The organism is Phytoactinopolyspora limicola (assembly GCF_011320225.1).
Lineage (GTDB): Bacteria > Actinomycetota > Actinomycetes > Jiangellales > Jiangellaceae > Phytoactinopolyspora > Phytoactinopolyspora limicola.
Genome location: NZ_JAAOEN010000002.1, coordinates 325,113 through 339,064 on the forward strand (window position 1 = coordinate 325,113; position 13,952 = coordinate 339,064).

At 65.2% G+C, this 13,952-nt stretch carries 19 protein-coding genes; 9 read left to right on the forward strand and 10 right to left on the reverse strand.

Annotated elements, in window-relative coordinates; all coding sequences use genetic code 11:
- Positions 1 to 774 precede the first annotated feature (774 nt).
- Both G8760_RS07115 and G8760_RS07120 read left to right on the forward strand, forming a co-directional pair.
- Entirely contained in the window at positions 775 to 1,833 is a 1,059-nt protein-coding gene (locus G8760_RS07115; RefSeq protein ID WP_166348928.1) for an ATP-binding cassette domain-containing protein, read from the forward strand.
- Positions 1,834 to 1,941: 108 nt separating this feature from the next.
- Positions 1,942 to 2,703, forward strand: coding sequence for an ABC transporter permease (locus G8760_RS07120; protein ID WP_166348931.1), 762 nt, complete (start codon positions 1,942 to 1,944; stop codon positions 2,701 to 2,703).
- A gap of 10 nt (positions 2,704 to 2,713) precedes the next feature.
- Here G8760_RS07120 and G8760_RS07125 read toward each other — a convergent pair whose 3' ends face one another.
- A complete protein-coding gene (locus G8760_RS07125) occupies positions 2,714 to 3,325 on the reverse strand; it encodes a class I SAM-dependent methyltransferase (protein ID WP_166348934.1) in 612 nt (203 codons plus the stop codon).
- A complete protein-coding gene (locus G8760_RS07130; RefSeq protein ID WP_166348937.1) occupies positions 3,322 to 4,347 on the reverse strand; it encodes an RNA polymerase subunit sigma-70 in 1,026 nt (341 codons plus the stop codon). Before G8760_RS07130 ends, G8760_RS07125 begins: the two co-directional genes overlap by 4 nt.
- A 105-nt stretch (positions 4,348 to 4,452) precedes the next feature.
- On the opposite strand from G8760_RS07130, the gene G8760_RS07135 reads away from it, so the two are divergent.
- The 3 genes from G8760_RS07135 to G8760_RS07145 all read left to right on the forward strand — a co-directional run bounded on the left by G8760_RS07135 (position 4,453) and on the right by G8760_RS07145 (position 5,952).
- On the forward strand, positions 4,453 to 4,821 hold the full coding sequence (locus G8760_RS07135; protein WP_207782105.1) for a nuclear transport factor 2 family protein: 369 nt from the start codon (positions 4,453 to 4,455) through the stop codon (positions 4,819 to 4,821).
- Positions 4,822 to 4,900: 79 nt separating this feature from the next.
- Positions 4,901 to 5,266, forward strand: a complete 366-nt coding sequence (locus G8760_RS07140; RefSeq protein ID WP_166348940.1) for a TfoX/Sxy family protein — start codon at positions 4,901 to 4,903, stop codon at positions 5,264 to 5,266.
- Positions 5,263 to 5,952, forward strand: a complete 690-nt coding sequence (locus tag G8760_RS07145) for a DUF2461 domain-containing protein (protein WP_166348943.1) — start codon at positions 5,263 to 5,265, stop codon at positions 5,950 to 5,952. Before G8760_RS07140 ends, G8760_RS07145 begins: the two co-directional genes overlap by 4 nt.
- 32 nt (positions 5,953 to 5,984) lie before the next feature.
- On the opposite strand, the gene G8760_RS07150 is transcribed toward G8760_RS07145, so the two are convergent.
- Both G8760_RS07150 and G8760_RS07155 read right to left on the reverse strand, forming a co-directional pair.
- Positions 5,985 to 6,344, reverse strand: a complete 360-nt coding sequence (locus G8760_RS07150) for a Rid family hydrolase (protein ID WP_207782106.1) — start codon at positions 6,342 to 6,344, stop codon at positions 5,985 to 5,987.
- On the reverse strand, positions 6,341 to 6,715 hold the full coding sequence (locus G8760_RS07155; protein WP_166348946.1) for a RidA family protein: 375 nt from the start codon (positions 6,713 to 6,715) through the stop codon (positions 6,341 to 6,343). Before G8760_RS07155 ends, G8760_RS07150 begins: the two co-directional genes overlap by 4 nt.
- A 136-nt stretch (positions 6,716 to 6,851) precedes the next feature.
- Here G8760_RS07155 and G8760_RS07160 point away from each other — a divergent pair, with 136 nt between their 5' ends.
- A complete protein-coding gene (locus tag G8760_RS07160) occupies positions 6,852 to 7,322 on the forward strand; it encodes a DinB family protein (protein ID WP_166348949.1) in 471 nt (156 codons plus the stop codon).
- A 61-nt stretch (positions 7,323 to 7,383) separates the two neighbouring features.
- Here G8760_RS07160 and G8760_RS07165 read toward each other — a convergent pair whose 3' ends face one another.
- A complete protein-coding gene (locus G8760_RS07165; protein ID WP_166348952.1) occupies positions 7,384 to 7,917 on the reverse strand; it encodes a hypothetical protein in 534 nt (177 codons plus the stop codon).
- 137 nt (positions 7,918 to 8,054) lie between these two features.
- On the opposite strand from G8760_RS07165, the gene G8760_RS07170 reads away from it, so the two are divergent.
- Positions 8,055 to 8,663, forward strand: coding sequence for a trimeric intracellular cation channel family protein (locus tag G8760_RS07170; RefSeq protein WP_166348955.1), 609 nt, complete (start codon positions 8,055 to 8,057; stop codon positions 8,661 to 8,663).
- A 260-nt stretch (positions 8,664 to 8,923) separates the two neighbouring features.
- On the opposite strand, the gene G8760_RS07175 is transcribed toward G8760_RS07170, so the two are convergent.
- The gene (locus G8760_RS07175) at positions 8,924 to 9,394 is read right to left on the reverse strand and encodes a hemerythrin domain-containing protein (RefSeq protein WP_166348958.1); all 471 of its coding nucleotides are present in this window, start codon (positions 9,392 to 9,394) and stop codon (positions 8,924 to 8,926) included.
- 161 nt (positions 9,395 to 9,555) lie between these two features.
- On the opposite strand from G8760_RS07175, the gene G8760_RS07180 reads away from it, so the two are divergent.
- Positions 9,556 to 10,185 (forward strand): CPCC family cysteine-rich protein, encoded by a 630-nt coding sequence (locus tag G8760_RS07180; protein WP_207782108.1) that lies wholly within the window; start codon positions 9,556 to 9,558, stop codon positions 10,183 to 10,185.
- A 90-nt stretch (positions 10,186 to 10,275) separates the two neighbouring features.
- Here the strand turns inward: G8760_RS07180 and G8760_RS07185 are convergent, their stop codons facing one another.
- Entirely contained in the window at positions 10,276 to 10,668 is a 393-nt protein-coding gene (locus tag G8760_RS07185; protein WP_166348961.1) for a VOC family protein, read from the reverse strand.
- A gap of 154 nt (positions 10,669 to 10,822) precedes the next feature.
- Positions 10,823 to 11,779 carry a helix-turn-helix transcriptional regulator gene (locus G8760_RS07190; protein WP_166348964.1) on the reverse strand — a complete coding sequence of 319 codons (957 nt, stop codon included), beginning with the start codon at positions 11,777 to 11,779 and terminating at the stop codon, positions 10,823 to 10,825.
- Between the two features lie 60 nt (positions 11,780 to 11,839).
- On the opposite strand from G8760_RS07190, the gene G8760_RS07195 reads away from it, so the two are divergent.
- Positions 11,840 to 13,009: an epoxide hydrolase family protein gene (locus G8760_RS07195; protein WP_166348967.1), complete on the forward strand. Its 1,170-nt coding sequence runs from the start codon at positions 11,840 to 11,842 to the stop codon at positions 13,007 to 13,009.
- A gap of 280 nt (positions 13,010 to 13,289) precedes the next feature.
- Here G8760_RS07195 and G8760_RS07200 read toward each other — a convergent pair whose 3' ends face one another.
- Positions 13,290 to 13,715: a type II toxin-antitoxin system VapC family toxin gene (locus tag G8760_RS07200; protein WP_166348970.1), complete on the reverse strand. Its 426-nt coding sequence runs from the start codon at positions 13,713 to 13,715 to the stop codon at positions 13,290 to 13,292.
- A complete protein-coding gene (locus G8760_RS07205) occupies positions 13,712 to 13,945 on the reverse strand; it encodes a FitA-like ribbon-helix-helix domain-containing protein (RefSeq protein ID WP_166348973.1) in 234 nt (77 codons plus the stop codon). Before G8760_RS07205 ends, G8760_RS07200 begins: the two co-directional genes overlap by 4 nt.
- Between the last annotated feature and the right edge of the window lie 7 nt (positions 13,946 to 13,952).

Genomic DNA, 13,952 nt, shown 5'->3' on the forward strand with positions numbered 1-13,952 from the left:
TTTTCGTGGCGACGATCAGATGCAGACGTGATGGCGACGCTGCTGGTCAACGCGTTGCAGCGTCGCCTGGATGCATCTCGCGATGTGAACAGCAAAACGATCAGATGCGCTATCCGACCGTAGATGTCGACGCGTGCATCTGATCGTCAGAGCGTCACCGTGCCGGGTCTGGTCGCCATCTGTGGACGAGCTTCACCATTTGCGAGAGCCGCCCGGCCGTCACGGTGGCAAGCGGCAGCCGGTCTGAGGTCTGGCGTCTGCCTTGGGGCCCGATGCGAGCGCGTTCATCGCGTTCGCCGTGCCCTGTTGGTGTCGGCATACATGGTGGCGACACCCATCCGTGGCGCTGGCTGCCACAAGCTTCCTTACGGCACGCTGCCGTGTGCAGTAAGCCTCCTTGTTGTTGCCCTGGTGACAGTAAGCGTCCTTGTGTCCGGGGCGGAGACCGCAGTAAGCCTCCTTGTGGTCGTCCTGGCAATCAACACGGTTCCCTTGTGGTGAGGACCGGGCTGCCCTGTCCCGGACTTCGCTACCGCGAGATGGCGTTAAGCGCCGGATTCGGGCTTTAACGCCATCTCGCGGTAGCGAAGTGCGCAATGTCGCAGCGGGATCTGGCCCTCGTCCGGCTCAACCTCGCCACAGTGCGGCCCTCGCCGACGTCGGCCCCGCCTTGAACGGGTGGTGAGGCAGGTCGCCAGGCACACCATCGCAATACTCAAGCTTGACCAATTTACTCAAGCTTGAATATTCTTAGCCCTCGAAAGGAGATTGAATATGATCACTGCACGCAACCTAGCCCGCACATTCACTACTAGATCCGGACCAGTCGAGGCCGTGCGCGGTGTCGACATCGACGTCGCCGAAGGCGAGATCGTCGGGCTGCTCGGGCCAAATGGCGCAGGAAAGACGACCACGTTGCGGATGCTCACCACCCTCCTCGGCGCCACTGGTGGAGAAGCCACCGTCGCCGGCCACGACCTGCGACGCGATCCCCGCGGTGTGCGGTCCAGCATCGGATACGTCGCCCAAGGGGGCGCATCACTCGACGAGGCGGTCGTGATCGAAGAACTCGTACTTCAGGCCCGTCTGTTCGGGCTCTCCAAAACAGCCGCCTTGGTCAACGCCGAGGAATTGGTGACTACGTTCGGGCTCCGCGACCTTCGGCAGCGAGCGTGCAAGCAGCTCTCAGGTGGCCAGCGCCGGAGGGTCGACATCAGCCTCGGTTTGGTGCATCGGCCGCGGCTGATCTTTCTCGACGAGCCCACGACAGGCCTCGACCCGCAGAGCCGCACCAACCTCTGGGAGCACATCCGCAAGCTCCGCGCAGGCGGCGTCACCATAGTGCTCACCACGCATTACCTCGACGAGGCCGACGCGTTGTGTGATCGCGTTCTAGTGATGGATCAGGGCACCATCGTCGCCGAGGGTTCACCGGACGAGTTGAAACAACGGATCACCGGCGACATCGTCACCATCGAGTTGGCCGGCACCGAGCACGTCGACCTCCACGACGAGCACACCCTTCACGACGACACCTTCGACGAAGGTGCCCAGCCGGGGCGGCCGAAACTGCACTCCCGTACCGACGACGTGGTGCAGGTGGCCCGGGCCGCCGTCGACGTTAGGTCGACGCTGGTCGAGCACCACCGGATCCATGTCACCGTCGACCGCGGCGATCAATCGATCATCCCGCTGCTACGGGCTCTCGACGCCGCTGGCATCAACATCGCCGCCATCACGATGAAACGTCCTAGTCTCGACGACGTCTTCCTCACGGTCACCGGTCGCAGCCTGAGTGACGCGGAACAGGATGTCGCTCCCGCCGCCGCATAACACTCTTACCCGCCGAGTACCTGTTCGACAACCCCCGGTCGCTCAGGTGACCGGGGATTGCCGAACATGCGCTGAACATGAACGCAATGACGAAAGGACCACCTCGACATGAACGCCGTCCGCGACACCGGCCTCATCTTCCACAACCACGTCCGGCAGAACCTCCGCAACCCGACGTGGGTCATTATCTTGGTGGTACAGCCGCTGCTCTACTTGGTGCTCTTCGGTCCGCTGCTCGAGAATCTCGGTGCCGCCTATGCCGGGGGCGTAGATCCGTGGCTGGTGTTCACCCCGGGCATGATCTTGATGATCGCCATCTTCGGCTCGGCGTTCGCGGGTTTCGGCATGGTCGTCGAGCTACGATCCGGCGTCATCGAGCGCGAACGGGTGACCCCGGCTAGCCGTACCGCACTGCTGCTCGGCCGGGTGGCCAAAGACGTGCTCGTTCTCCTCATGCAATCTCTGCTGCTCGTCGCCATCGCAGTGCTCGCTTTCGGGGTACGCCCCAGCCCCGCGGGTCTGGCTCTGACATTGTTGCTCATCGCCCTTGTTGGTGCGGGTTTCGCCTCGGCGTCGTACATGCTGGCCTTGCGTACCCGGTCGGAGGGCGGCATGGCTTCGGTGCTCAACTCCATCACCGTGCCGCTGCTGCTCCTTTCCGGCATCCTGCTGCCGATGACGCTGGCGCCCGGCTGGTTGGAAGGTATATCCCGCGCCAACCCACTGTCATATACCGTCGACGCGATCCGTGCCCTGTTCGCGGGCGAGTTCGCCGCCTCGGAGGTCGCCGTCGGGTCAGCTGTGACGGTTGTGGTCGCAGTTTTGTTGGCTGTCGCCGGCGCCCGCACCTTCCGGCGGGACAATGCCTGATCAGCGCCGGCTAACGGTGCCGCAGGACGGTGACGGCGAAGTCGGCGTCGTCGTGCCACGCCTTCAGATCCCAGGTGGCGAACCGATGCTCGACGCGCAGGGCGGCTTCCCCGACGGCCTGATCGAAATCGTCCAACGCGAGGTGCCGGTTCACGTGGAATCCGACGACGACGAACCCGTCCGGCACTACGCAGCGGCCCACCCGACGCAGAACTTCCGCCTCGGTGCCGGGAGCGACGAACACCATGACGTTACCGGCCAACACCGCCGCGTCGAACAGTTCAGCTGGCCCCTGCTCCGGTGTTAGGTCGGCGAGTTCGAGTTCGCTGAGATCACCGACCACCCACGCTGGACCTGGGTGGTCGGCTCGAGCGGCATCGATGAGCTCTGGGTCGGCGTCGACACCAACGACGACGTGCCCGCGGGCATGTAGCTCCGCCGCGACCCGTCCGGTTCCACAGCCCGCGTCCAGCACTCGCGCGGCCCGCGGAAGCATCGCGTCGACCAGCCGGGCTTCGCCGGCCAAGTCTTCCCCGTCAGCCGCCATTCGGCGGAACCGGTCGATGTACCAGTGCGAATGCCCGTCTTTGGTGTCGGTCACCCAACGCGTCGGCTGCGTCATAGGTCCACTGTAGGTCCGCCATGCGACACCGTCGCGGGCAGCCCGAAGCGGGCCTGCAGATCGGCGTCGAGGAAATGGGTGATGCCGTCGATCCGGCCTCCGGCGGTGGTGAGCACGACAACACCCACGGCGTCTGCGATGTTCTCGTCGAGCCGTGGGAGGTAGGAGCCGAACGCCGGCTGCTGGTTCGCTCGGGTCGGCACCAGAACGAAATGGCGGCCAGCGCGCCATGCCGCACTGGCGCGGAGGAACTCGCTGATGGCCGCGACCCCGTAGTACTGGTGTGGTGCGGGCGGCATCGCCAACCACGCGCGGTCGCTGAGCAGGGCAACCACGCCGTCGACGTCGTCTCGGGAGAACGCTTCGGCGAACCGCTGGCTGACGTCGTGTTCCTGCTCATGGTGCGGCGATAGCTCGAGGTCAACGGACCGGTTCCGACGGCTCAGCGTCGCCCGCGCCCGCTGCAAGGCACCCTTGGCGGCTGTGGTGGTTACGTCCAGCATCGCCGCCACCTCGGAAAGCGTGAACCCGAGTACGTCACGGAGCACCAAGACGGCGGCCTGCCGAGGAGGAAGATGTTGCAGGCTGGCGATGAACGCCAGCCGAACGGTCTCTTTGGTGTCGTACATCTCCTCGGGGCCGGGTACGGTCTCGGCTACCCCGGCGAGCAGCGTGTCGGGGTAGGGCTGCAACCAGGTGATGTCGGTGCGGTACGTGGGCTCAGGTGGGGTGAACGGTGGGACGGGCTCAGGTGGTCGTCGACGCTTGGCGGCCCGTAGCTCGTTGAGACAGCGGTTAGTGGCGATGCGATACAACCAGGCCCGCAAGGACCCCTCGTTGGTGACACTGTCGAGGTTGCGCCATGCCGAGAGCAGCGTTTCCTGCAGCATGTCCTCGGCGTCGGCCAGCGAGCCGAGCATCCGGTAGCAGTGCAGCTGGAGTTCGCTCCGGAAGGGCTCTGTGAGCTCCCGAAACGCCTGCTCGTCGCCAGCGCGGGCCCGGTCGAATACGGCCTTGCTCACCGCGACATCGTCTCATACGAACCAGGCCGTCCTGCCGCGACCGTTCCGTTTCCCCGGTCGCCGGTGTCTTACTAGATGTAGACCACTTCACAAGAAGGGAACGACGTGACTGACAACAACCCGAGCCCTGCCCTCGCGATCGCCCTCGCCTACCACCGGGCGTGGACCAGTCGAGACCTCGACGCGGCGATGACCTACGTCGCGGATGACGTCTTCTGGCGGGTGCCCGATGGCGACCTCAAAGGAAAGGATGCCTACCGCGGTTATCTGGAGAACTTCCTGAACGTGTTCTCCGGCGTGGCCGATGTCGCGGCCTTCGGCGACGACGAGCACGCGGTGCTCTTCTACTACCCGCAGACGCCAACAACCAGCACCGCGCCTGCCGGCGAGCACTTCACGATCCGTGACGGGCTCATCGTCGAGAACCTGCTGGCCTTCGATCGGCTCTCGTACGCACCCCCAGCGGAGCAGTAAGAATCAGCCCGTGCCTCCTGCTGTTCCGCGTGGAGCAGCAGGAGGCACGGCCAACACGACACAGAAAGGATCTACGGCGGTGGACGAGAACACAGAACTTGCGGACCGCATCAGGGATGCATTGGCACCCCACGCGTCGGTCCGTGAGGTCAAGATGTTCGGCGGCCTTTCTTTTATGGCGAACGAGAAAATGGTCGTGAGTGTCATGCGAGATGGCGCTCTACTGGTACGCGCCGATCCTGAACGGGCTCCCGAGCTACTCACGTTGGAGGGGGCGGAACCAGCCGAAATGGGCGCTGGGCGTCCAATGAAAAACGGCTGGATCGCGGTCAGTCCAGAAGCCATCGCGGCTGAGCAGGAATTCGACTTCTGGCTCGGCGTGGCCCTGGAATTCAACGAGAAAGATGCCCGCGCAAAAGACAGCCGAAAAAGGACGACGCGATGAGCGGCTTCGACGGATTGCCGCCCGAACTGTTCACCTTCTTCGAGCGATTGCGGCAGGATAATTCGAGGGAGTTTTGGGACGCCAACAAGAGCACCTGGGTGACGATGGTCCACGACCCATTTGAGGCACTCCTCGCCGAACTCGCCGGTGAGTTCCCGCCCATGCGGATGTTTCGGCCACACCGCGACGTGCGTTTCTCCAAAGACAAGTCGCCGTACAAACTATGGGTCGGGGCGACGAGCGAATCCCGCGCCATCGGGGGCACGGGCTACTACCTCCGGGTCGACGAATCCGGCCTCGCGACCGGCTACGGGTCGATGGTGCTGGCCCGCGATCAGCTGCGACGCTTCCGTGCGGCGATCGACGATGACCATAGCGGCCGCCAGTTCGAGGAGCTGACCACCCAGCTCGCCACGGCGTCGTTGCCCGTCACCTTCGGCGCCGAACCTCCGTTGAAGACCTCACCGCCGGGTTATCCGAAGACCCATCCCCGGATCGAGCACCTGCGGTGGAAGGGGGCGGCCATGGTCAAGGAGTACGACCGAGCGGACTGGATGTACACCCGACAAGCACTCGACACGATCCGCGGCATCTGGCGGGCAGCCGAGCCCCTCAAGCAGTGGATGGACACCCACGTCGGCGCCAGCGTGCAACCCGTCGCCGGCCCGAACCGCTCCCGCAAGTGAAGCTAGCGCCACGGACAGTGGTGTCACGAACACTAGCGGGCCGCGTAGACGCGGATCTCCACCAGTGAGTCGCGCCGTGAGGCAGCCGCCTCGACCACCGACAGGGCCGGTACGTGCTCAGGGTCGATCCACTTGTTCCACACATCCCGAAAGGCCGGGAATTCGTCGATGTGAGCCAACCAGACCTGCGCCATCAGCATCTGCTGTCGCGACGAATCGGCACTGTGCAGGTAACCGTCGATGATCTCCAGGATCTCCCGTGTCTGCTCGCCGAGCGTGCCGGACTTGTCGGGTGCGGTCAGGCAGACCGACACCATCGTCGGACCCGCGGCACCAAGGTGGATGTTGGGCGCCGGCGGCCCACTGACCCGGCCGATCTTCGTGATGTTCACGCCTGCTCCCGGGTGGTCCGGCACGCTGTGACGACGAACTCCACCAGCAGGTCGGGCCGGTACAACTCACCGGACACACACGTCCGGGCCGGCGGATCGTCGGGGTCGGCCCAGTGGTTCCAGGCTGCGTTCATGGCCCCGAAGTAGCGCATGTCTTTCAACCAGACGTGCACCATGAGGATCGACGCTTGGCTCTCCCCCATCTCAGCGAGGAGCGCATCGACGCGGGCTAACGCCGACCGGGTCTGCTCCTTCACGTCACCATCGGGGGACTCCGGATGTATACCCGAGAAGAAGATCAACTCGTCGGTAGCCACGACCTGCGCTTGACGGGCGCCATCCAAACTCTGGACATGTCGTCGTTCGATCATGACAGGTATCCCTCCGCTCGGCTGCACGGGTCGCGGGCCACGTCGAACGCTCTCCCGGCGGAAGATCCCGCGACCTCGACATATTGAAGCAGGGCCGGACGGCGGCGCCCCGGGCTCCCTCTCTACTGTTCTTCTCATGGACGTTCATACTGCCGACGAGCGGACGCTGCTCATGGGCATGCTCGATATTCAACGGGCCCAGATCGCGGGAATTCTCGACAACATCGACGACGCGGAGTCCCGCCTACGCCTGGTCCCCTCCCGCACCACCCCGTTAAGCCTCGTCAAACACGCTATCTTCGTCGAGAAGGTGTGGTTCCACTCACGGGTCGCCGGAGTGTCCCGCACCTCGCTCGGTCTACCGGACGCCGTCGACGACAGCTTCATCCTCGAGCCGGCCGACACGATCGACACGGTCCGTCAGGCCTTCCTCGACGCCTGCGAGCACTCCCGGCAAGTGGCCGCCGCTCATGACCTCGACGAGCAGTTCCCGTGGCATCAGGGGCCGGTGACGCTGCGCTTCATCTACGGCCACATGATCGCCGAGTTCGCCAGACACGCCGGACATGGCGACATTCTGGTCGAGCAAATTCTCGCCCGCCGCTAGCCGACGGCCGAACGGCTCAACGATACGTGCGCTGGTGTTAGTACCTCCGGCCGCTCGTCCGTCAGCAGGACTCGACCAGCTCGAACTCGACCGTGTCGAGCGGCTCGTCGCGCCCTTCCTGGAACAACTGGATGCCGTAGCGGCCGAACTCCGCGCCGGCACCTTCAGAAATGACGGCGGCAACTTCACCCACCCCGTCGTCGTCCACGTCGAACGGCGCGACGTCTTCAATCTGGCCGGGTGCGGGATTGGTTTCGTAGGCCAGCCAGTATGTTCTCTCCGGGTCGAGACCAGGGCCGCGCACGGTGAAGACGGCATCTACCTCGATGCAGGCGAGGTCGATGCTGAGGATACCGTCACCTGACTCGTCAGGCTCGGCGACCTCGGTCGGCTCCGCGGACTGCGTTGGAGCCTCGGTCGGTTCGGCGGGTTCGGTCGGTTCCGCCGTTGGTGTGGGCGTCTCCGGCGTGGGCGTCTCCGGCCCGGTCGTCGCCCCGAAGTCCTCGACCGGATCTTCGTCGTCGCCTCCACACCCGGCTGCAACCAACACCGCAGCCGCAACAACTACTCCACGCAACCTAAGCCTGCCTCGCATGCCGATCAGTTTTCCACGAGGCAGTTTCACTACTGGCACGGCATGGAACAACGGCGCCCGCCCTTGGCACCGACCCCCATTGGCGCGGAGTGGTGGCGATCCGACGCTCCCCGGCCCCACGGTAACCTCGCTGCACAATGGTGCTCAACGTCCTGGAGCTGGTCGGGCTCGTGGCTTTCGCCGCCTCGGGGGCCCTGGCCGGTGTGCGCGCCCGGCTCGACATCTTCGGCGTCGTCGTCGTCGGACTGGCCACCGCGCTCGGTGGTGGCATCATCCGCGACGTCCTGCTGGGCGTTCAGCCCCCGACCACGTTGCAGACCTGGTACTACCTGTCGGCCGGGGCCGCGACGGCGCTGATCGTCTTCGCTTTCCATCCCCATGTCGCCCGGCTACACAAGGCCGTTCTCGTGGCCGACGCCGTCGGTCTGGGGGTGTTCGCCACCGCGGGAACCGCTGTGGCGCTACAACTCGACGCCCCGGTCTACACGGCCTGCCTCATTGGTATGACAACGGGCATCGGCGGCGGCGTGATCCGCGATCTGCTGCTGCGCTCTATACCGCTCGTCCTGCGGAAGGAAATCTACGCCCTGGCTGCGCTGCTCGGTGCCAGCATGGTGGGGCTCGGCCACGTGCTCGGCCTGCCCGAGGGACCAGTCACCGCGGTCGCGGCCACCACCGTCGTGGCAGTGCGTCTGCTGGCACTCTGGCGGCGCTGGAATGCTCCTGTGGCACGCGATTCCGCCTGAGCCCGCTCCAGTGCCCCGGCCCTGGAGCACCGGATCCCGGCGTCAAAATGGGCACTCCGCTACCGCCAGATGGTGTTAAGACCCGAATTCGGGTCTTAACACCATCTGGCGGTAGCGGAGTGCACGACGATCAGGGTCAGAGTGTGAAGCACCGTCGACCTCGAGGAGCTTCTTGTCGGTGGACGCGGCCCGCTCGTACATCTGCGGCCGGACGGATCACCTGAGTTGGGCCGCTTTACGTCGCAGCTGGGCAACCTGTTTCAGAGGGGTCCGAGCACCTGGCTCGGCTCGGCGTCGAGTGCGAGGGTCTCCAGCACTGAGAGCAACTGCCGCTCCTCGTAGCGGAAGTGGCTCTCCATGATCGCGGCGATACCCTCCAAGTGGTTGGCCAGTCTGGCCGGTGGCTCGGAGGCCGATACTGCCGCCTGCAGACCCGCGATCAAATGCGCGATCATCGAGTGATCCTGCTCGAGCTTCCGCAGAGTCTCCCGCAGCTCTGGGTGGGCAGCCGCGATCACAGGGAACAGTTCGCGATCCTCACCCTCGTGGTGTCCCGTCAGCGCGGTGCAGAAGCCGTGGCAGAAAAGCAACAGGTCACGGCTCGCAGCCTGCGCGGGCTCACCGGAGGCCAGCGCGTCCTGCACGATCGACAAGGCCGCCCGCAACCGCTCATGGACGCTGCGTAATTCATGACTCCAGGCCACCAGCCTGGTCTTCTCGCCCTCAGACACACGAGGGCGAAGGGGCAGACGCGTTCATCGTCGTCCTCCTTCGGGTCCCACGCCTCCATGCCTGACACGATCTGCCACCGGCACGCGACGCTTGCGCCAGGTTATCAGGACGCGGCGCGGTGTCGGCAGAACGTGTTACGCAGAACACCTAGTCTCGTCCTGTGCCCGCCACAGATCTCTTGCCAGTCGCTGACTCGGTGGCGATTCTCCGCAACGCCGCCGAGGCACGGCAGATCTGTCTGGGAGCAGCGGGCTTCTGGCTGGACTCCGACGGTCATCGGCCGAGCCGCGAACACATCCTCGATCTGTCGGCTGTCTCCCCGCGCGACCCACGAACGAACGCATCCATTGCGCTCAGAGCGATCGAGCAGTGGCCGGACGACCCCCGACGGTTCGCAGTCGAGCTCGTCCTCGTCTCAACCGGTCACCCATGTCCTTGCTGCGGCTACCTGACCTTCGACGAACCACCTGGGTCGTACGAGATCTGCCCGGTCTGTTTCTGGGAAGACGACGCGGTACAGCTTCGCTGGCCGACCTACGAAGGCGGCGCAAACCGACCGAGTTTGATCGACTCACAGCGCGTGTACGCCGCGGACGGAGCAATCGAGCGCCGGTTCATTCGCCTCGTTCGCACCGCACAGGCCGACGAACCACTCGACGCGAGCTGGCGGCCGATCGACGTCGACGTGGACTCGTTCGAAGAGCCTGGAATTCGTGAAGCCGACTGGCCCAAGGACCTCACTGCCCTCTATTGGTGGCGGCCAACGTTCTGGCGTCGTGACAGATCGTGACGTTGAAACGGAACGCGACGACACATTGAATCTATATTCGACCGAGTTCGGCGCATAACAATCTCTGGCGCGAGGCTCCTCGACGGCGTTCTACTTTCGCGCGGTGGGCGTCATCACCTCGACACGATTCCCGAAACCGTCGCGCGCATGGAAGCGGATATATCTCTCGAACGTGTCCCGCTCCGCCCACGAGAGCTCGTAACCTCCGCGCCCGATGCGCTCAGCCGTCGCTTCCAGTTCGCGCAGGGACTCACAGACGAGGCCCGGGTGGGCCTTCCTAGCAGGGCTGAACGGATCGTCGATTCCGAGGTGGATCTCCGCAACGATGGTTTCGCCGTCGTAGGCGCGGAACCAGCAGCCACCGCGACCGACCAGGGATGGCGGCTTCTGGACCTCCTGCAGCCCAAGGGCTTCGCCATAGAAACGACGCGCCTCATCCTCCTCGCCGCGAGGCATGGAAATCTGAACATGGTGGAGCCTCATCTCCGCCTCCAATTTATCTCGACATCAAGATAAATCTAACAGCAGCGGCCGACGCGAGGCCTATAGATCGGCCGCGAGGCCTATAGATCGGTCAAGTGCCCCCGGCCGGCCAGAGAAGGAACCGCGACTTGGATGCCGCGGGTCGAGGAGCCGCTCATGTTCCAGCCGCACGACGGAACCGCTGTGCCATTGCGGTCAGTGTGGTGCGGAGTTCGTCGCCTTCGATGACCTCGAATTCGAAGCCGGAGGCACCGAGGTAGCTGGCGAATTCTTCTGGGGTGTTCGCTCCGGCCGTGAGGATGCTGGTGTGTTCGGTCTCGGCGGTCACCTCGGCGACCGTCGGGCCGAAGGCGCCCGATACGGCGGACGCTGGGGCGTGGATCCGCAGTTTCGCCCGGCACCGGTAGGGCGACGTGGTGATGCTGCGGGTGGTGAAGGTGCGCAGCGCGTCATCGGGGATGACCCGTCGAGTGAAGGTCTCGGGTTGGATTCTTGGCTGTTGGATGCGGTCGAGGCGCAGGGTGCGCCAGGCTCTACGTTCGGTGTCTCGTGCGATCAGATACCAGCGCCGTTCGGTGTGCACGATGCGGTGCGGCTCGATGATGCGACGCGATCCGGTGCCGTCGTGTCGGGTGTAGTCGACACGCAACAAACGCCGTTCGGCGATCGCTCTCGCCGCGGTCGTCACGACGTCCATGTCAATGTCGTCCTGCGCGCCGCGCAGCGGCACCATCGCCTGCTCGACGTCGACGATCTGCCGTCTGGCCGCCGTTGATAGCGACTGCTCGAGTTTCGCGAGCGCTCGCGCGGACGATTCCTCGATCCCGGTGATCACCCCCGCTGCGGCGGCGCGTAGCCCGACCGCGATCGCGACCGACTCATCCACGGTCAGCGTCAGCGGCGGAACCGACGCCCCGGCGCCCAGCCGGTATCCGCCGTGGCGGCCCCGGGTCGCCTCGATCCCGTAACCGAGCTCGCGCAGGTCGTCGATGTCTCGGCGGAGCGTACGCGGACTGACTTCGAGACGCTCACAAAGCTCGACGCCGGACCAGTCCCGACGTGCCTGCAGCAATGCGAGCAGGGCGAGGGAGCGTCCGGTGGTACGAGCCATATCGCCAGCATATTTGATAAGTGGTCACATTCTGGCCGCTTAGTGCGGGACGGTAGGGCCATGAACACACAGAACACCGAAAACCTCGTCCTTCCATTCCGCATCCAGATCGCCTCTTCAGAGGTCAACGACCTTCGCCAGCGCCTGCGCGGCACTCGCTTTCCCACACCACTTCCCGCGGATGACTGGAGCACCGGCGTGCCCGGTACGACGCTGCGCAAACTCGTCGACCGATGGGCCGAGCACGACTGGAGCGCGACCGAAGCACGTCTGAACGCGCTGCCACAGATCCTGACCACGATCGATGAACAGCCCATCCATGCGGTGCACGTGCGGTCGGAGCATCCGGGCGCGATCCCGTTACTACTCATGCACGGCTGGCCGGGCTCGTTCCTGGAGTTCGAGCACCTCATCGGCCCGCTGACCGACCCGGCAGCCCACGGCGGCGACCCGGCGGATGCCTTCGATGTGGTGATCGTCTCGCATCCCGGGTTCGGGTTCTCGACTCCGCTGGCGGCCGGGCCCTGGAATGTCGAACGGCACGCGGCCGTCTACCTGGAGTTGATGTCTCGGCTGGGATACGAGCGGTTCGCTGTGCAGGGCGGCGATCACGGCGCGAGCATCGCACCCGAGATCGCGCGCATGGCGCCCGAACGGGTGATCGGCGTGCACGTCAACGGCGGGATCGGCTTCTTCGACGGGCAGATGGACGAGCAGACCGCTGCCGCGCTGACGCCCCTGGAGCAGGACCGGATCGCGCGCATCGGTCAGTTCATGGAATCCGAGTTCGGCTACATCGCCATCCAGTCCACCCGACCGGGTGTCATCGGCGCGATGGCATCTGACAGCCCTCTGGCTCAGCTCACCTGGATCCTCGACAAGCTCCAGGCATGGACCCACCCGGCCGAAGCCGCCGCGACGGACGTGCTCGGCGAACAGTTCGTGCTGGATAACGCCTCGCTGTATTGGTTCACCGCAACGGCCGGATCATCGGCCTCGGTCGTCTATGCGCAAGAAGGTGGTTGGGGAGAGCAGAAACAGAACTCGGGTGTGCCCACGGCGGTGATCGCCTTCGCGCACGACGTCGGACTGCGGTTCGTCGACGAACCGGACAACACGATCGTCCGCTGGACCGATATCGAGAATCGCGGCGGACACTTCGCAGCCCTCGAGGAGCCCGAAGCCCTGCTCCACGACATCCGCGAGTTCCTGCGCCCGCTGCGCGGCTAGTGTGTCGCGCCGCGGCACGACGCGACGCGCGACCACGAACCACGCCTCCACAGGTGCAAGCGCACCCGCGCGCCGAGAACGCGTGACGCCGTTGCGCTACCCGCTCGGCCGACCTCCGCCCCGAATAGGGAGACCCTCATGGGGCGACACGTAGCGTGCCGCATCCTGGATCGTCGCGACATCACCTTTGCCGCTGCATATCGGCGCTCGAGGCGAAAGCGGCAAGCGCAGCCGCGCATCGGCGTGTCGATGGTGGGCGCATATGCGCCCACCATCCGGCTCATGTCTCAACACTCCACGGGTCGACCAGCTCGACGCCGGTGTGCGCGAAGTCCTTGACGTTGCGTGTCGCGCAGATCGCGTCGTGCGCCAGGCAGATCGCGGCAATCTGCGCGTCGGCCGTGCTGATCGCGGCTCCTGCCGACTCACGGGCCACGAGCACGTCGGCATAGCGGTCGGCCGCGAGGTCGTCGAACGGCAGCACCGAGCGGCTTCCCCGATACGGCCCCAGCGCGGCCTCGATGCGCCTCGTCAATGCTTCCTTGCGCCGAACGTCCGGGAGCCGCCGCACACCCGTCAATAACTCCGCGAGCGTGACGGATGCGATCGCGACATCACCCGCGAGCGACTCGAGCCAATCGACCACGCGAGCCTCCGGCGACGGCCGGAAGATCTCCGAGATGACGTTCGTGTCGAGGACGATCACTCGAAGTCCACCGCCCGCGCGACGTCGTCACGCGCCGGGATCGGCAGGTCTTCGACGCCGCCGACCTCCTGCGCAGCGGACAGTAGCGCCATACCGATGTGGGGCCGCCGCGCCGCCTTGGTCAGGATGTCGCGAACCTCTGCCTCCATAGAGCGACCGTGCTTCTTCGCCTGCGTGGCGAGCTGTTGCTTCACCGCGTCATCGAGACCGCGAACGATGATGGATGACATCGGGCTC